Annotated in this window: 15 protein-coding genes, 3 tRNA genes and 1 pseudogene; 9 read left to right on the top strand and 10 right to left on the bottom strand. The window is 56.6% G+C overall.

The features are described from left to right. The coding region (locus tag GWQ22_RS10210) for a hypothetical protein (protein WP_275930218.1) at positions 1-340 on the top strand (340 nt) is incomplete at its 5' end. A gap of 208 nt (positions 341-548) precedes the next feature. Next, positions 549-1,754, top strand: coding sequence for a hypothetical protein (locus tag GWQ22_RS10205; RefSeq protein WP_275930217.1), 1,206 nt, complete (start codon positions 549-551; stop codon positions 1,752-1,754). On the opposite strand, the gene GWQ22_RS10200 is transcribed toward GWQ22_RS10205, so the two are convergent. The 3 genes from GWQ22_RS10200 to GWQ22_RS10190 all read right to left on the bottom strand — a co-directional run bounded on the left by GWQ22_RS10200 (position 1,755) and on the right by GWQ22_RS10190 (position 2,073). Then, positions 1,755-1,830: transfer RNA gene (locus GWQ22_RS10200), tRNA-His, on the bottom strand. A 52-nt stretch (positions 1,831-1,882) separates the two neighbouring features. Further along, positions 1,883-1,959, bottom strand: a tRNA-Arg gene (locus tag GWQ22_RS10195). A gap of 37 nt (positions 1,960-1,996) precedes the next feature. Further along, positions 1,997-2,073, bottom strand: a tRNA-Pro gene (locus GWQ22_RS10190). 203 nt (positions 2,074-2,276) lie between these two features. On the opposite strand from GWQ22_RS10190, the gene folD reads away from it, so the two are divergent. Next, positions 2,277-3,131 (top strand): bifunctional methylenetetrahydrofolate dehydrogenase/methenyltetrahydrofolate cyclohydrolase FolD, encoded by an 855-nt coding sequence (gene folD, locus GWQ22_RS10185; RefSeq protein WP_042035387.1) that lies wholly within the window; start codon positions 2,277-2,279, stop codon positions 3,129-3,131. A 119-nt stretch (positions 3,132-3,250) separates the two neighbouring features. Here the strand turns inward: folD and cspD are convergent, their stop codons facing one another. Then, entirely contained in the window at positions 3,251-3,469 is a 219-nt protein-coding gene (gene cspD, locus GWQ22_RS10180) for a cold shock-like protein CspD (RefSeq protein ID WP_042035390.1), read from the bottom strand. Between the two features lie 229 nt (positions 3,470-3,698). On the opposite strand from cspD, the gene clpS reads away from it, so the two are divergent. Further along, positions 3,699-4,016 (top strand): ATP-dependent Clp protease adapter ClpS, encoded by a 318-nt coding sequence (gene clpS, locus GWQ22_RS10175; protein ID WP_042035393.1) that lies wholly within the window; start codon positions 3,699-3,701, stop codon positions 4,014-4,016. 60 nt (positions 4,017-4,076) lie between these two features. Continuing rightward, complete coding sequence (gene clpA / locus GWQ22_RS10170) at positions 4,077-6,329, top strand: ATP-dependent Clp protease ATP-binding subunit ClpA (RefSeq protein ID WP_275930216.1); 2,253 nt, start codon at positions 4,077-4,079, stop codon at positions 6,327-6,329. 68 nt (positions 6,330-6,397) lie between these two features. Here the strand turns inward: clpA and infA are convergent, their stop codons facing one another. The 3 genes from infA to aat form a co-directional block, all read right to left on the bottom strand. Then, positions 6,398-6,616 carry a translation initiation factor IF-1 gene (gene infA, locus GWQ22_RS10165; RefSeq protein WP_005300033.1) on the bottom strand — a complete coding sequence of 73 codons (219 nt, stop codon included), beginning with the start codon at positions 6,614-6,616 and terminating at the stop codon, positions 6,398-6,400. A gap of 68 nt (positions 6,617-6,684) precedes the next feature. Further along, positions 6,685-7,401 carry an arginyltransferase gene (locus GWQ22_RS10160; RefSeq protein WP_275930215.1) on the bottom strand — a complete coding sequence of 239 codons (717 nt, stop codon included), beginning with the start codon at positions 7,399-7,401 and terminating at the stop codon, positions 6,685-6,687. Next, positions 7,398-8,105 carry a leucyl/phenylalanyl-tRNA--protein transferase gene (gene aat, locus GWQ22_RS10155; protein WP_275930214.1) on the bottom strand — a complete coding sequence of 236 codons (708 nt, stop codon included), beginning with the start codon at positions 8,103-8,105 and terminating at the stop codon, positions 7,398-7,400. Before aat ends, GWQ22_RS10160 begins: the two co-directional genes overlap by 4 nt. A 19-nt stretch (positions 8,106-8,124) precedes the next feature. Between aat and GWQ22_RS10150 the strand changes: the two genes are divergently transcribed. After that, entirely contained in the window at positions 8,125-8,595 is a 471-nt protein-coding gene (locus GWQ22_RS10150; RefSeq protein ID WP_275930213.1) for a glycine zipper 2TM domain-containing protein, read from the top strand. Positions 8,596-8,685: 90 nt separating this feature from the next. Here GWQ22_RS10150 and GWQ22_RS10145 read toward each other — a convergent pair whose 3' ends face one another. The 3 genes and pseudogenes from GWQ22_RS10145 to GWQ22_RS10135 form a co-directional block, all read right to left on the bottom strand. Beyond that, positions 8,686-9,933: a diguanylate cyclase gene (locus GWQ22_RS10145; protein WP_042035402.1), complete on the bottom strand. Its 1,248-nt coding sequence runs from the start codon at positions 9,931-9,933 to the stop codon at positions 8,686-8,688. A gap of 57 nt (positions 9,934-9,990) precedes the next feature. Further along, on the bottom strand, positions 9,991-10,941 hold the full coding sequence (gene trxB, locus GWQ22_RS10140) for a thioredoxin-disulfide reductase (protein ID WP_275930212.1): 951 nt from the start codon (positions 10,939-10,941) through the stop codon (positions 9,991-9,993). A gap of 178 nt (positions 10,942-11,119) precedes the next feature. Then, positions 11,120-11,844: pseudogene (locus GWQ22_RS10135) on the bottom strand (hypothetical protein). A 150-nt stretch (positions 11,845-11,994) separates the two neighbouring features. On the opposite strand from GWQ22_RS10135, the gene lrp reads away from it, so the two are divergent. The 3 genes from lrp (at position 11,995) to lolA (ending at position 15,890) form a co-directional block, all read left to right on the top strand. Further along, positions 11,995-12,486 (top strand): leucine-responsive transcriptional regulator Lrp, encoded by a 492-nt coding sequence (gene lrp, locus GWQ22_RS10130; protein ID WP_005300047.1) that lies wholly within the window; start codon positions 11,995-11,997, stop codon positions 12,484-12,486. Positions 12,487-12,687: 201 nt separating this feature from the next. Next, a complete protein-coding gene (locus GWQ22_RS10125; protein WP_275930211.1) occupies positions 12,688-15,201 on the top strand; it encodes a DNA translocase FtsK 4TM domain-containing protein in 2,514 nt (837 codons plus the stop codon). An 80-nt stretch (positions 15,202-15,281) separates the two neighbouring features. After that, positions 15,282-15,890, top strand: coding sequence for an outer membrane lipoprotein chaperone LolA (gene lolA, locus GWQ22_RS10120; RefSeq protein ID WP_275930210.1), 609 nt, complete (start codon positions 15,282-15,284; stop codon positions 15,888-15,890). The last annotated feature ends 33 nt before the right edge of the window (positions 15,891-15,923 follow it).

Here is a 15,923-nt window from a genome sequence, read left to right as displayed (position 1 = left end):
CAATAAAGTGTCTCACTTATACAGTGAGATGCGATATATTGAGATAGATGCATTGTCAGAAAGTACTGGCAACAAAATTTGTGACAGTGAAGATCGTGTGTTTTATTATTGCAAGACAAAATCAGGGGAAGTTCTGAATTTATGCTACTCTCCTTTTTCAGGAGATATAACGTATAATTATGGTAAGCAGGGGAGCGAATTATCTCTGAATGACTTTGCATTAATAGGTGAAACGTTCAGTTTTAAGAATAAAAATACGATGTACAAAGTGTCTCCTGCTAAAGGAGAGATATCAGTTATTCAAAACGGTAAGCAGTTATCTGTAATTTCGTGTATATGATGGCCATTGTTAATGGAATCCGAGGCCAGATAGCTGTTCTCCAACCCATTGGTTGTACAGATCGAGTTATCACCTGACATCGACTTCAAACCGGTGTTGTATGGAGACCAGTTGGTGATGTGGTGAAGAAATATTCTGGGACACCCACCTTTCTGAACAAGGCGTTGTTTGGCCTGTTATCACCGCAGTCGCTTTTTAAAGATCAGGGATGACAGCTGGGGGAGGTAACTCCCCCAGCGAGATTCCATCTCTCGATGCCTTTATCGAGAAGATCAACAGTCTCAAGAGCGGCACTTTCCTGATTGGTCGCAACCGCATCTGGCACGGTGGCATCCACCTCAGTGAGAAAGGGGGGTGGCTCCCCAGCGGCGCTGTACGCGCCATTGCGGACGGGGAAATCGTGGCCTACCGGTTGGCGACCACACCGGCCAAGGCGACCCGCAGCCTCGAAGCAGGAAAAACGGGGGAAGGCATTGACTTGTATACCTCTCCGTCGTTTTGTCTGGTACGCCATCACTACGAGGCGGGTGAGCAAAACAAGAACCGTCTGACCTTTTACAGCCTCTACATGCACATCGCGTGTGAGAACACCTACAGCAGCCCAGAGGCGGCGCGAGTGACAGTCAAGGGCTCGGGTGTCTCCACCTATGAACCGGTGGCCCACCTCAAGCTGACACGCCGACTATCGGGCAGTCACCCTGTGTATGCCAAAACAGGGGCTGAGGTGAAGCTGCTCCAGCAAACCCCGAGCAACCTGCTCAACCACAGAGATGAGGCCCACGATTACTTTCTGGTGCACTACGTCGATGAACCGAACAGCCCGTTCTATATCGCACAAAGCCAGTTGCAGCAGGAATATCCGCAAAAGCCGACGTGGATGACCCCACCAGAAGGCAAACCGGCCCGTCATGGCATTCCGAGTAATACCTGGTTACGGCAAACGGCTGACACCACGGCGGGGAGCCTGGGGCTACCTGCTGGCAGTGAGGTGGCGGTATCTGGTGAGTCACAGATGGTGGCCCTCGGTGGCGGTTCGACCGAGTTTCGTAAAGTGCAGGTGTTCAAAGCGGGCAGCGGCACCGTCAAAGACAGCGCCAATCAGGTGATGGCCAATGCCGGTAAAGGTGCCGTTGGCTGGCTGGCGACAAGCAAGATGGGGGCGGGACTTGCCGCCGAGCCTAGCCTACCCGTCCAGTTTGAAGAGGCTGCGCCGGTCGTAGACCGCAGCGAGAACCCGATAGCGGTGCAGGCCGGAGAGGTAATCGGTCACTGGGGCGAACATCAGATAGCCAAAGCCGGTGCAAGTGGCTTCGTGAAAGACGCCGACAGTAAAGCCGTGCACTTTGAGGTGTTTGTGACCGAGCAGGATAGCAAAGATGATTCTGAGAAAAGGAATAGGCAGGCAAAGGGGTAATGGGGTGGCTGATGGGGCTCGAACCCACGACAACCGGAATCACAATCCGGGACTCTACCAACTGAGCTACAGCCACCACTGAAAATTTCCATTAATACCATCCATCCCGGGGAGGGAGGATTTATTAATGGTGCGCCCTGCAGGATTCGAACCTGCGACCCACGGCTTAGAAGGCCGTTGCTCTATCCGACTGAGCTAAGGGCGCTCTGTATCGATCAGCCAAGCTGGCTCATCGATGAACTTGGTCGGTGATAAAGGATTCGAACCTTTGACCCTCTGGTCCCAAACCAGATGCGCTACCGGGCTGCGCTAATCACCGAAAATTTCTTGTCCAGCATACCGATAGCGGCGGTACTGGGCAACGGGCGGGCATCATACCCAAGCGGGAAAGGCAGCGTCAATGTATTTTTCCGCTAGTAAATTCAAGTGCCTACTTATTGCCCGCTTAGCGAGCGCTGCTAACACCCGCGCCAAAAAAATGCGACAATGCGCGGCAGTTGAACACATGGTGAGTGAAGAACGATGTCTGCCAAAATCATTGATGGAAAACAGGTTGCGCAAACGATTCGCAATCAGGTCGCAGCGCAAGTCCAACAGCGGTTGGCACAGGGGAAACGGGCGCCAGGTCTGGCGGTGATCCTGGTCGGGGTGGATCCGGCGTCTCAGGTCTATGTCGGCAGCAAGCGCCGCGCCTGTGAAGAGGTGGGGTTTATCTCCCGCTCTTACGATCTGAGCGCGACAGCGAGCCAGGAAGAGTTGCTGGCCCTGATCGATCGGCTCAATGATGATGTGGACGTAGATGGCATTCTGGTGCAACTGCCGCTGCCGGCCCATTGTGATACGACTCAGGTGCTGGAGCGTATTCGTCCCGACAAGGACGTGGATGGCTTCCATCCGTACAACGTTGGCCGTCTGGCTCAACGTATTCCGGCGTTGCGTCCCTGTACGCCCAAGGGGATCATGACGCTGATTGAGGCTACGGGTGTCAAGACACACGGCCTGCATGCGGTAGTGGTTGGAGCATCCAATATTGTGGGACGCCCGATGACGCTGGAGCTGCTGCTGGCCGGTTGTACCACGACCACTTGTCATCGCTTCACTCAGGATCTGGAAGATCAGGTGCGTCGTGCCGACTTGCTGGTCGTGGCGGTGGGCAAGCCGAACTTCATTCCGGGGGAGTGGATCAAACCGGGGGCCTTGGTGATCGATGTGGGCATCAATCGTCTGGCTGACGGTTCTCTGGTGGGGGATGTGGAGTTTGAGACGGCGCGTAATCACGCCTCCTTCATCACACCGGTTCCGGGGGGCGTTGGTCCCATGACGGTGGCGAGCCTGATGGAAAATACCCTGAGCGCCTGTCAGGACTACCACGACTAGGCCCTGTGCTGGCCGATGAAGCCTGCGTCTGACAAGCTTCACGCTCGCAAGAGCGCACCGCTATAAAAAAACCGGCGACCTTGCGGTCAGCCGGTTTTTTTATTTATCCAGTTCGACTCTTACATGTTCTGTGCTTCGTTTGGCACGATGACAGAGGCGTGATTTCCTTTCGGCCCCTGCTGCAGTTCGAAGTTGACTGCTTGACCTGCTTTCAAGGTCTTGTAACCTTCCATTTTTATCGTGGAGTAGTGGGCGAAGATATCTTCACCACCCCCTTCCGGACAGATAAACCCAAATCCTTTTGCGTTGTTAAACCACTTGACTGTTCCGGTTGCCATACATCTACATCCTTTTATTGATTACCCTGAAGTCGTTGAGTAACCTGCGCCAGCCCTTTATAACTAGTAGCATATGCCCATAGCAGACGGGCGCCGATTAGCAAGTAACCAATCTAGTCTAACTTTTGAGCGAGTCAAGGAGTTGTTAACAACTGATGTGATCGGGTTAACAAGTCTATTGACAATCTTGTGTTAGACGGTAGTAATCTAGAGGTACCGAAGCGCGATTATGAGCAAGCAGAAAGAACTCTTTGCTAATGAAGAGATTGCACAAGCAGAGAAAACGAAGCTGCAACCGCCACCCATGTACAAGGTCGTCCTGAACAACGATGACTACACACCGATGGAGTTTGTGGTGGAGGTGCTGCAAAAGTTCTTTGGTATGGATTTGGACAAGGCCACCCAAGTGATGCTGAGTGTGCATTATAGTGGTAAGGGAGTCTGTGGCATGTTCACCGCCGAGATTGCCGAAACCAAAGTGGTCCAAGTCAATACCTATTCACGTAACAACGAACATCCACTGCTATGTACCATGGAAAAGGCTTGAATCTGATGACTTGATGGCGATGACGACACCACATTGTTGCTGTACTGAGGGGAGGTGCCTATGTTGAATATAGATCTAGAAAAGACGCTGAACGAGGCTTTCAAACTGGCCCGTGACGAGCGCCACGAATTCATGACCGTCGAGCACCTGTTGTTAGCCCTGTTGGATAACAGCTCAGCCCATGAGGCGCTGAGTTCATGTGGTGCGGATGTGGAGCTGATGCGCAAAGAGATCAGCGCATTCATTAGTCAAACAACCCCGCTTATTCCCCGCGATGATGAAGACAGAGAAACTCAACCCACGCTTGGCTTCCAGCGAGTGCTACAGCGTGCAGTGTTCCATGTTCAGTCTTCAGGTAATACTGAAGTCAGCGGCGCCAACGTGCTGGTCGCCATCTTCAGCGAGCAAGAGTCACAGGCTGCCTATTTCCTGAAGAAAGCCGAGATCAGCCGGCTGGATGTGGTCAATTTCCTCTCCCACGGGGTGCGTAAAGACAGCAAGCCGGATAACAGCAGTAACAACGCCGAGTCTGATGACGATGTCTCTGCCGCCCAGATCGAGAGTTTTGCGACCAACCTGAATCAGTTGGTGCTGGAGGGGCGAATCGACCCGCTCATCGGTCGCGATCAGGAGCTGAGCCGCACTATCCAGGTGCTGTGCCGTCGCCGCAAGAACAACCCGCTGCTGGTGGGTGAAGCGGGTGTAGGCAAGACGGCGATCGCCGAAGGGCTGGCCTATCGCATCGTCAAGGGGGATGTGCCCGAGGTGATTGCCGGCAGCACCATCTATTCACTCGACATGGGCTCCCTGCTGGCAGGCACCAAATACCGTGGTGACTTCGAGAAGCGCCTCAAAGTGCTGCTCAAGCAGATTGAGCGCCAGGAAGGGGCCATTCTGTTCATCGACGAGATCCACACCATCATAGGGGCCGGGGCAGCTTCCGGTGGCCAGCTGGATGCGGCCAACCTCATCAAGCCGTTGCTCTCCAATGGCTTGCTCCGCTGTGTCGGATCGACGACCTACCAGGAGTATTCCCAGATTTTCGAGAAAGACCGAGCGCTGGCCCGTCGTTTTCAGAAGATCGATGTCGTCGAGCCGAGTGTGGATGACACCACACGCATCCTGATGGGGCTCAAGAGCCGCTACGAATCGCATCACGGCGTGCGTTATACCGTCAAAGCGATCCGTGCCGCGGTCGAACTTTCGGCCAAGTACATCAATGACCGTCATCTGCCTGACAAGGCGATCGACGTGATCGATGAGGCGGGGGCAGGGCAGCGTCTGCTGCCTGTGAGCAAGCGCAAGAAAGTGATCAATGTGCCGGAAATCGAAGCCATAGTCGCCAAGATAGCCCGTATTCCAGAGAAGTCTGTCTCTTCTTCCGATAAGGAAGTGCTAAAGAACCTGGAGCGGAACCTCAAGATGGTGGTGTTTGGTCAGGACAAGGCAATCGCTGTGCTGACTGACTCAATCCGCCTGTCACGCTCGGGCCTTGGCAATGAACGCCGTCCTGTGGGTTGCTTCCTGTTTGCTGGCCCGACCGGGGTGGGCAAGACAGAGGTCACCCAGCAGCTTGGCAAGGCGCTCGGGGTGGAAGTGCTGCGTTTTGACATGTCCGAGTACATGGAGCGACACACAGTCTCGCGTTTGATTGGTGCTCCTCCTGGTTATGTCGGTTTTGAACAGGGCGGCTTGTTGACCGACTCAGTGCTCAAGCATCCGCACTCAGTGGTGCTGCTGGACGAGATCGAGAAGGCGCATCCTGACGTGTTCAACCTGCTGCTACAGGTGATGGACAACGGGACTCTGACGGATAACAACGGGCGCAAGGCGGATTTTCGCAACGTGATCCTGGTGATGACCACCAACGCCGGTGTGCAGGAAACCCAGCGCAAGTCCATTGGCTTCCAGCAGCAAGACATGAGTCATGATGCCATGGCGGTGATCAACAAGACGTTCAGTCCGGAATTCAGAAACCGGCTCGATCACACCATCTGGTTCAACCATCTGGACATGACGGTGATCCATCAGGTGGTTGACAAGTTCATTGTCGAGTTGCAGGTACAACTGGATGCCAAGGGCGTGTCTCTTGAAGTGTCCGAGGGTGTCCGCCACTGGTTGGCCGAGAAGGGATATGACAGGGCGATGGGAGCCAGACCCATGGGACGGGTCATCCAGGAACACCTCAAGAAACCCTTGGCCAATGAGATCCTGTTCGGATCACTAGTTGATGGGGGGGTAGTAAAGGTTGAGTTGGTAAATGACAGCCTCAGTTTTGATTTTCAGGTCAATATTGAAGCTGTCTCCCACTAAGCACTGATAGTTAGAAAGCGACAAAAAACCCCAACCGAAAGGTTGGGGTTTTTTGCTGAATTCCTGGCTTAGCGAGAGCGGAAAACAATACGTCCCTTGGAGAGATCGTACGGAGTCAGAGCTACCGTTACTTTGTCCCCAGTCAGGATACGGATGTAGTTTTTGCGCATCTTGCCGGAAATATGAGCGATAACCACGTGACCATTTTCCAGTTCCACACGGAACATGGTATTGGGCAGGGTTTCGAGAATGGTGCCCTGCATCTCAATACTGTCTTCTTTAGCCATTGAATCCTCTTGATAAGCCACAACAAAAATCCGCTGGATCATGCCGGATTTAAGGCTATGTGTAAAGTTTACTCGGGCTTGGTGTCGATATTTTTCCATTCCCCGTGGATCAGTCGCTCGTGGGGCAGGTATTGGCGCTTGTAATTCATCTTGCGGCACTCCTCCACCAGATAGCCGAGATACAACCAAGTGCGACCTGTACGCTTGGCCAGTTCCAACTGACTCAGGATGGCGAAGGTACCGAGGGAGCGATCGGCATGGGCCGGATCGAAGAAGGTATACATGGCACTCATGCTGTGAGGTAGCAGATCCGTGGTGGCGACTCCGATCAGCTGGTTGTCCTTGCGCATCTCCAGGTAAAGGGGAGGCATCCAGTCGCAGTGTAAAAAGCCCTTGTACTGGGTCCGGCTGGGGGGATACATGCTGCCATCACGGTGACGCTCGCAAATGTAGCGCTCGTAGAGCTGATAATATTCGGGTTTATCATCGTAGCTGAGCACCAGCTCCAGGTCCTGGTTCAACTGGCTGATCCGCTTCTGGCTGCGGCTTGGCATGAAACGCTCACTGTGGATGCGCAGGGACTGGCAGGCACTGCAGGCGGGGCAGTGAGGTCGATAGATGTCGTTGCCGCTGCGCCGAAATCCCGCCGTCAGCAGCCGCTCATAGCCACTGGCATTGAGCAGGTTGTGGTCCATCAATACCAGCAGCTGCTCCTTTTCATGGCCCAGATAGCTGCATTGATGCTTGGGGGTCAGCCCTACCTTGAGGATCACTTCTTCTGTCATAGGCTGATGCTCTCCGGTTGCCAGCAGTGCTTTGCCAATGGTTGTCGACTCAGTTGGGCTAGGGCCGTCAAGAAGGTGGCCCTTGGCCACTCCTGGATCCCCATGGTGACCAGGAAGTCATTTTGCATCTGGCAATCGATTAGCGCGCCGCCGTAGCGGGTGAAGTGCTGGCAGAGTGCCATCATGGCCAGCTTGGCGCCGTTGTCGATGCGACTGAACATGGACTCGCCACAGAAGAGGCGCCCGAGTGAGAGGCCATAGAGACCGGCTTGCAGCTGGCCATCCTGCCAGATCTCGACTGAGTGGGCATGGCCAAGGCGGTGAAGTTGTCGATAGGCGTCGATCATGGGCGTGCTTATCCAGGTTCCACTGGCACTGCGACGGGGGGCGGCGCAGGCCGCTATTACTTCATTAAAGGCGCGATTGATGGAAATATCGAATGAGGTACGGCGGATAAATTTACGCAGGCTGCGATTGACGTGCAACTGTTCCGGAATGATGACCCCTCTGGGATCAGGTGACCACCACAGCAGCGGCTGGTGGGGCTCATTCCACGGGAAGATCCCCTTGTGGTAAGCTGCCAGCAATCGGTCAGGGGAGAGATCCCCCCCGATCGCCAGCAGGCCATTGGGTTCTTCCAGGGCGTGCTCGGGGTCGGGAAACCAGCACAGCTCATCATCCAATTGGGTAAGATAGCGAGACATAAGGCGAAGAGGTTCACAGATGAAGGCCATTATCCTGATAGTATCCAGCTTGTTCTGCTTTGTCACTGCACCCGCCAGTGCCCAGGTCTACGAGCGCAACACGGCGCGGCCCGTGGTTCAGGTGGTGTTTGGCCAGATCGAGACGGTGCGCAATATCACCCAGCGCCAGATCCTGGAGTCCGAGCACTCCGGCTGGAAAACGCTGGGGGGGGCCGTGTTGGGCGGTCTGCTTGGTAACCAGTTTGGTGGCGGCCACGGCCGTGAAATTGCTACCGCCGTCGGTGCTCTTGCCGGCGCGGCTGCAGCGCAGCAGTATCAGTCTGGCGGCACTGTGGTGGAGAACAAGTTGGTGGAGCTGCTCATTCGCAACGAGCAGAACGGGCTCATCAACGTCATTCAGGATTATGATCCGGCCATGGTATTCATGAACGGCGACAAGGTGCGTATCCTCTATTTCAACGATGGGGTGCGTGTCGACAAGACCTATTGAGTGGTGCTGAAAGGAGAAGAGCAACCCGACGATATCCGCAGTGAGGATCCGTCGGGCAGTACTACAGGGTGCTCATCTGCCAAGGTTTGCTCATGCCGATGAGTCCTGAGACACTATCTTGTCGCGACCCGTGTTCTTCGCCTGATAGAGCAGGCGATCCGCCTCGCTCAGTGCCTCGTCCATGGAGACAGGCCCAACCTTGATCACCCCGAAACTGGCGCGAGCAAACAGCGGGATCTCCCGTGACAATGGCTGTTGACGCAGTTGCTGGCGCAGCCCCTCCAGCCGTTTGAGCAGCACCGGCACGGTGCAATGGGGCACCATCAGGGCAAACTCCTCGCCGCCAAAGCGGGCGATCATGGCATCGGGGAAGAACTGGGCGAGCAACCGGGTCAGATGACAAAGCAGCTGATCGCCGATGGCATGGCCCCAGTGATCGTTGACCTGCTTGAAGTGATCCACGTCGAGCACGCAGAGGGCGAGCGGTGTGCCTTGGCGCTGATGCTCCTCAAACCACTTCTGCCCCTCGTTGAACCAGTAGCGCCGGTTATAGAGCCCGGTCAGGTAGTCACGGTTGGCCGACTCCTGAATGCTGTTGAATTGCTCCAGGGCCTCCAGGTTGTGGCTGACCCGGCACTGCAACTCTTCCGGTTCAAACGGCTGGTTGAGAAAGTCGTTGGCACCCTGCTTGAGGTAGCGGGCAGAGAGGCCGCGCTTGTCCGACACCGAGATCCCTATGATGGCGAGCTGCTGCTTGCTGTAGCGCTCCCGCAGCATGCGCACCAGGCTGATGCCGTCGATCTCCGGCATGTGGTAGTCGACCAACACCAGCCTAATGGCCGGGTTTTGTTCAAGCTGGGCCAGGGCATCGCGGGCATGGCTCGCCTCATGTACCTGCAGCAACTGTTTGCGCAGCTGGGCCATGGTGCGATGGCGGGAGGTGCGCGAATCATCGACCACCAATACCTCAATCTGCTGATTGAGATAGAGGCGATGCACCAGACTCACCGCATATTGCAGTGAGTGGCGCGAATCTTTCATCACGTAATCCAGCACCCCGGCTTCCAGCCAGGCCTCCCGCTTGTCTTCGCTGATATCGGCGGTGAGGATCACCACCGGCAGGCCCAGTTCCAGCAGTACTTTGACGGCTTCCCCGCTGGGGGCATCCGGCAGGGTGAGATCGACCAGGGCCACCACATACTCTTCCCTCTGGCAATGACGGGCGCCCTCCAGGGTATCGAACGCATCTATCTCCAGGCCTGTTTGCTGTGCGATGGCCTGGATCAACATGCGGCGGATCGTCAGACTGTCTTCGACAATCAGTATTTTATGTTTCATCCGGCTCCTTAAAATAAAAAGGCATGCCTCACGGCATGCCTTTTATATCCCTTGCGCTTATTGCGCGTCCAGATATCGCTCGGCGTCGAGGGCCGCCATGCAGCCGGTACCGGCAGAGGTGATGGCCTGACGGTAGGTGTGGTCGGCCACGTCCCCGGCGGCAAAGACCCCTTCGATGCTGGTCTGGGTGGCAAAGCCATCCAGCCCGCCACGAACGATCAGGTAGCAGTTTTTCATGGCCAGCTGGCCATCGAAGATTTGGGTGTTGGGCTGGTGACCGATGGCGATGAATACCCCCATCAGCGGCAGTTCTGAGGTGGTGTCGTCCTGGGTGCTGCGCAGACGCACGCCGGTTACGCCCATCTGATCGCCCAGCACTTCGTCCAGGGTCTGGTGGGTGTGCAGCACTATGTTGCCGCTCGCCACCTTGTCGTGCAGACGTTTGATCAGGATCTTCTCGGCGCGAAACTCGTCGCGGCGGTGAATGAGGTGCACCTTCTTGGCGATGTTGGCCAGATAGAGCGCCTCTTCCACGGCCGTGTTGCCGCCGCCAATCACGGCCACTTCCTGATTGCGATAGAAGAAGCCGTCACAGGTGGCGCAGGCGGAGACGCCGCGGCCCTTGAATGCCTCTTCTGAAGGCAGTCCCAGGTACTTGGCAGAGGCGCCGGTGGCGATGATCAGTGCATCACAGGTGTACTCGGCGCTGTCGCCCTTGAGGCGGAACGGACGCTGGGTCAGCTCCACTTCATTGATGTGATCAAACAGGATGCGGGTGTCGAACTTTTCCGCATGCTCTTTCATGCGTTCCATCAGGGCCGGACCAGTCAGCCCCTCTGGGTCACCTGGCCAGTTTTCCACTTCGGTGGTGGTGGTCAGCTGACCGCCTTGCTGCATGCCGGTGATCAACAAGGGATTGAGGTTGGCGCGGGCCGCATAGACGGCGGCGGTGTAACCGGCTGGGCCTGACCCTAAGATCAACAGTTTGCTGTGAGTGACTTGGCTCATGATGTGATTTCCGAGACGTGATGAGTTTGCGCGATTGTAGGTAATTCGAGATCCGGGGTCAAAGGCCAGTGAGTCGATTGTGGCAATCGATTATCGGTGCGGACTGGCGTGCGTTCGGACATAAAAAACGCTCATCGCGGGCGGATTCTGACTCACCGACTCCCCGGTTGGGGGGCGATCAGCTCAACAGGGTCAGCGGAACGGTAGAGGCCTCGGCCACCTCTTTGCAGGTGACGTGACCCGCCATGATGTTGAGCCCGTGGCGCAGGTGGCCATCTTTGAGCTGCGCCTCCCGATAGCCTTGCTCCGCCAGTTTGATGATGAAGGGTCGAGTGGCATTGTTGGAGGGCCACGGTGGAGGTGCGAGTCACCACCTCCGCATGTTGGCGACACAGTCGTGCACTACCTCGTCGACTATATAGGCGAGATCCTGATGGGTTGTGGCGTGGGCGGTTTCCACCTGGCGGCCCTGAGCGATGGCCACACCGACACTGGCAGAACCCGGTTTCATGCGGGCAATGTGGTCACGGCTGACAAGTGTTGGCGCAGTGGCACCGGACACCTGCATGCCGCCGCGCGTGATCAGCTCCTGGGTCTGGGACAGATGGGTACCAGATGCAGGTAGGTAAAGAGGGTCTGGCCCGGGCTCCGCATGGCGCGTTCGACGACCTGGGGCTCCTTTACCTTGACGCTCATCTCGGCTTTGGCGAAAACCTCTGCGGCGGAGGCCAAAATGTCGGCGCCGGCAGCGCGATAATCTGCATCACCGAAGCCAATGCCGTTTCCGGCGCCGCTTTGGACGAAAACAGTATGGTTTCGTGCTGTTAGTTCACGTACACTGGCCGAAACCATGCCTACGCGATATTCATGGTTTTTTATTTCTTTAGGTACACTGATAATCATGCTATCCCTCGTCTATCGATTGGTGCTTTATGTTGCAATGATGTTGAGCGGCGTGTTCACCGAGCATATTCAGGTATTGACAGGATTTGTGACCATAATTATAAAGTGAATGGTGATTCGTACCAAAAAATAGCCAAAGGATGGAATAAAATGATGGAAGCTAAGAGTCGGCTAAAGGATTTGGACAGGATTGACCGCAACATTTTGAATGAGCTGCAAAAGGATGGCAGGATTTCGAACGTTGAGTTGTCCAAACGAGTTGGCCTGAGTCCTACACCGTGTCTGGAACGGGTTCGTCGCCTCGAGCGACAAGGCTATATCGAGGGATATGCCGCTATTCTGAACCCTCATTATCTGGACGCGTCTCTGCTGGTGTTCGTGGAAATCACCCTCAATCGCGGTGCGCCGGATGTATTTGAACAGTTCAACAAGGCTGTTCAGGTGCTCGAAGAGATCCAGGAGTGCCATCTGGTCTCCGGCGATTTCGACTATCTGCTCAAGACCCGCGTTAGCGACATGTCGGCCTATCGTCGCCTGCTGGGGGAAACCTTGCTGCGACTGCCCGGTGTCAATGACACCCGCACCTACGTGGTAATGGAAGAGGTCAAACAGAGCAGTCGTCTGGTGATCAGTACCCGTTGAGTTAGGTTATGCTATGACTTGCCAGGCTTATGACAAGTCACGACAGTCAGAAACGAGCGGCCGGTCCGCTCGTTTCTTCTTATCGCGTTGATTGTAAATATGGCCCAGCCCATCAGGCACTGGCTGACAATCGGTGGGCTTTTCAGGGATACTAGGCCCCCTTATCCCCTGCATTACATGTTTTCAGAAAGGAGCCGGAGTTTGGCCGATAAAAAGCTGTTTACTCCTTTATCAGGTACACAACGGATCTTCGAAGCCGTCTTGATCGCCATCACCCTGATGGCTGCCTATCTCTTGCTTGCCCTGTTGTCCTATCACCCGGCCGATCCTGGTTGGTCCCAGACCTCCTGGCAAGGGGAGGTGAAGAACCTCTCCGGTAGCGCGGGGGCCTGGCTTGCCGACATCACCATGTTCACTTTTGGGGCCTTCTCTTATCTGGTGCCTCCCCTGGTTGTCCTGCTGGGCTGGAGCCTGTTCTGGCGCCCGAGCCGGCTGCTGGACGTGGACTACCTTACCCTGTCGGTACGGATGGTGGGTTTCGTGCTGACCGTACTCGGCATGTCCGCCATCGCCAGCATGAACTTCAATGACATGCAGAACTTTTCCGCCGGCGGCCTGGTGGGCGATGTGATCGCCTCTGTCGTGGTGCCGCTGTTTGGCGGCGTCGGGGCCAACCTGCTGCTGCTCTGCTTCGTGGCTACCGGCATCACACTTTTTACTGGCTGGTCCTGGCTCACCATAGTTGAGCGGATAGGTGCCACCTGCACTGGTTCAGTCAGCGCCGTTTACCACTTTCCCACCACCCTGGGCCGCTGGTTGACCGGTGGTTGGCGCCAGCCCCGTTTTGAGGGACCAGATCCCCTGCTGGAAGGTGGCCTGGGTGCCATCGAGCTGGAAGAGGATGAAGAGGACGATCCCCACACCAGCTGGACTCGCAACGCCAAGGGAAAGGCGGGTCAGAAGGCCAAGCCCGATGAGTGGCTGCCCGAGCTCGATGATGATACCTTCCAGTTCGATCCCCAGTTTGATGATGAAGACGACGAGCCGGCGCCCGTGGCCAAGCCCAAGCGCGCCGCTGCTGACAATGCACGTCGCCAGCCAGCCCTGACCACGGCCGATGACGAGGATGACGCGCTCGATCTGCCCTGGGCCGAGGGTGACGAGGTGACCGCACCGGTTGCCGTCGCACCGACCAAACCCAAGCGTCGTCCACTGCCTGGCATGGCGCCCTTGCCGAGCCTGGAGCTGCTGGACAGGCCGCCAGCCAAGACCCAGATGATGAGCAAGGACGAGCTGGACCGCATGGGCCGTCTGGTGGAGGCGAAACTCGCGGACTACAACGTGCAGGCCAAGGTGGTCGGTGTCTATCCGGGCCCCGTCATCACCCGTTTCGAACTGGATCTGGCGCCCGGCATGAAGGCGAGCAAGATCACCAACCTGTCGCGCGATCTGGCCCGCTCCCTCTCTGCCAGCAGCGTGCGGGTGGTGGAAGTGATCCCGGGCAAGACCTTCGTCGGCATCGAGCTGCCCAACCGGGTGCGCCAGACCGTCTACCTGCGCGAAACCCTCGACTGCGATGCCTTCCGTGACAGCCGTAACCCGCTTACCATGGGCCTGGGTCAGGACATAGCCGGTGAGCCCGTGGTGGTGAATCTGGCCAAGATGCCGCACCTGCTGGTGGCCGGTACCACCGGCTCGGGCAAGTCGGTGGGGGTCAACACCATGATCATCTCCATGCTCTACAAGTCATCTCCCGATGATCTGCGTTTCATCATGATCGACCCCAAGATGCTGGAACTGTCGGTCTACGAAGGGATCCCGCATCTCTTGACCGAGGTGGTCACCGACATGAAGGATGCTGCCAACGCCCTGCGCTGGTGCGTAGGTGAGATGGAGCGCCGCTACAAGCTGATGTCAGCGGTCGGGGTGCGTAACCTCAAGGGCTACAACGACAAGGTGCTGGCCGCCATCGAGGCGGGTGAGCCCCTGCTCGACCCGCTGTGGCGTCCGGGTGACTCCATGGATCAGATGCCGCCGGAGCTGGAGAAGCTACCCCACATCGTGGTGGTGGTGGACGAGTTTGCCGACATGATGATGATCGTCGGCAAGAAGGTGGAGGAGCTGATTGCCCGTATCGCCCAAAAGGCGCGAGCGGCCGGTATTCACCTCATTCTGGCGACCCAGCGTCCCTCGGTGGATGTGATTACCGGTCTTATCAAAGCCAACATCCCGACCCGTATCTCGTTCCAGGTGTCGAGCAAGATCGACTCGCGCACCATCATCGATCAGGGCGGTGCCGAATCCTTGCTCGGTATGGGTGACATGCTCTACATGCCAGCCGGTACCTCCAACCCGACCCGGGTGCATGGCGCATTTGTCGATGACCACGAAGTGCACAAAGTGGTGGCGGACTGGAAATTGCGCGGCGAGCCAAACTACATCGACGAGATCCTCTCCGGTGAATCAGGCGGCGAAGGCGGCAGCGGTGAATATGGCGGCGGTGGCGATGAAGAGCTCGACCCCCTGTTCGACGAGGCGGTCGCCTTTGTGGTGGAGTCCCGTCGAGGTTCTACCTCCAGCGTCCAGCGCAAGTTCAAGATTGGTTACAACCGGGCAGCCCGTCTCATCGAGCAGATGGAAAATCAGGGCATCGTCAGCTCACCGGGCGGCAATGGTCAGCGCGATGTGTTGGCACCGCCGCCGGTGCGGGACTAAGCCTCGCCGTTTCATACTATCCCTGGCCATGCCCTCCACGGGCGTGGCCTTTTATCGAGAGCGTCTTTATGAAGATCGTGATGAAAAAGCAACTGTTGATGGGTACCGTGCTGCTGATGGCCAGCAGCCAGGTGTGGGCCGATGCGGCCAGTGATCTCAAACAGAAGCTGGCGGGTGTCAGCCTCTTCTCCGCCAAGTTTGCCCAGACCGTCTATGACAGCAAGGGCAAGGAGCTGCAAAAGGCCAGCGGCGATCTGCTGGTGCAGCGTCCGAACCGCTTCAACTGGCACACCACCTCGCCGGACGAGAGCCTGATCGTGGCCGACGGTCAGGATGTGTGGGTCTATGACCCCTTCGTCGAGCAGGTCACTGTCCTCAAGCTCAAGGATGCGGTCCTCAATACTCCCTTTATTCTGATCGCCGGTAATGACGACAAATTCTGGAAGAACTATGACGTGACTCAGGAGGGGGATGTCTACATCGTCACCAGTCGCAACAAGGATGAGCTGATCGCCTCCTTCCGCGTCACCTTCGACAGACAAGACAACATCAGTCGTTTCGATGTGAAAGAGGCGCAGGGGCAGTGGAGTGAATTCACCCTGAGCAGTTTCAACCGTAAGCCGGTGCTCAAGGGCAACGAATTTGTTTTCAAGATCCCGAAGGGGGTCGCGCTGGACGACCAGCGCTGATGAGCATGCGGTCGTTGGATTGCTCGCCACTGC

Source organism: Aeromonas sp. 1HA1 (assembly GCF_029237385.1).
Classification (GTDB): domain Bacteria; phylum Pseudomonadota; class Gammaproteobacteria; order Enterobacterales; family Aeromonadaceae; genus Aeromonas; species Aeromonas popoffii.
Note: the sequence above shows the minus strand (reverse complement) of the source record. Positions and strands in the feature narration are given on the sequence as shown.

What these genes read in the sequence shown, in the direction of transcription:
- GWQ22_RS10205 (WP_275930217.1), top strand. Translation starts at nt 549, where the DNA reads ATGACAGCTGGGGGAGGTAACTCCCCCAGCGAGATTCCATCTCTCGAT.
- folD (WP_042035387.1), top strand. Translation starts at nt 2,277, where the DNA reads ATGTCTGCCAAAATCATTGATGGAAAACAGGTTGCGCAAACGATTCGC.
- cspD (WP_042035390.1), bottom strand. Translation starts at nt 3,469, where the DNA reads ATGGCAACCGGAACAGTCAAGTGGTTTAACAACGCAAAAGGATTTGGG.
- clpS (WP_042035393.1), top strand. Translation starts at nt 3,699, where the DNA reads ATGAGCAAGCAGAAAGAACTCTTTGCTAATGAAGAGATTGCACAAGCA.
- clpA (WP_275930216.1), top strand. Translation starts at nt 4,077, where the DNA reads ATGTTGAATATAGATCTAGAAAAGACGCTGAACGAGGCTTTCAAACTG.
- infA (WP_005300033.1), bottom strand. Translation starts at nt 6,616, where the DNA reads ATGGCTAAAGAAGACAGTATTGAGATGCAGGGCACCATTCTCGAAACC.
- GWQ22_RS10160 (WP_275930215.1), bottom strand. Translation starts at nt 7,401, where the DNA reads ATGACAGAAGAAGTGATCCTCAAGGTAGGGCTGACCCCCAAGCATCAA.
- aat (WP_275930214.1), bottom strand. Translation starts at nt 8,105, where the DNA reads ATGTCTCGCTATCTTACCCAATTGGATGATGAGCTGTGCTGGTTTCCC.
- GWQ22_RS10150 (WP_275930213.1), top strand. Translation starts at nt 8,125, where the DNA reads ATGAAGGCCATTATCCTGATAGTATCCAGCTTGTTCTGCTTTGTCACT.
- GWQ22_RS10145 (WP_042035402.1), bottom strand. Translation starts at nt 9,933, where the DNA reads ATGAAACATAAAATACTGATTGTCGAAGACAGTCTGACGATCCGCCGC.
- trxB (WP_275930212.1), bottom strand. Translation starts at nt 10,941, where the DNA reads ATGAGCCAAGTCACTCACAGCAAACTGTTGATCTTAGGGTCAGGCCCA.
- lrp (WP_005300047.1), top strand. Translation starts at nt 11,995, where the DNA reads ATGATGGAAGCTAAGAGTCGGCTAAAGGATTTGGACAGGATTGACCGC.
- lolA (WP_275930210.1), top strand. Translation starts at nt 15,282, where the DNA reads ATGAAAAAGCAACTGTTGATGGGTACCGTGCTGCTGATGGCCAGCAGC.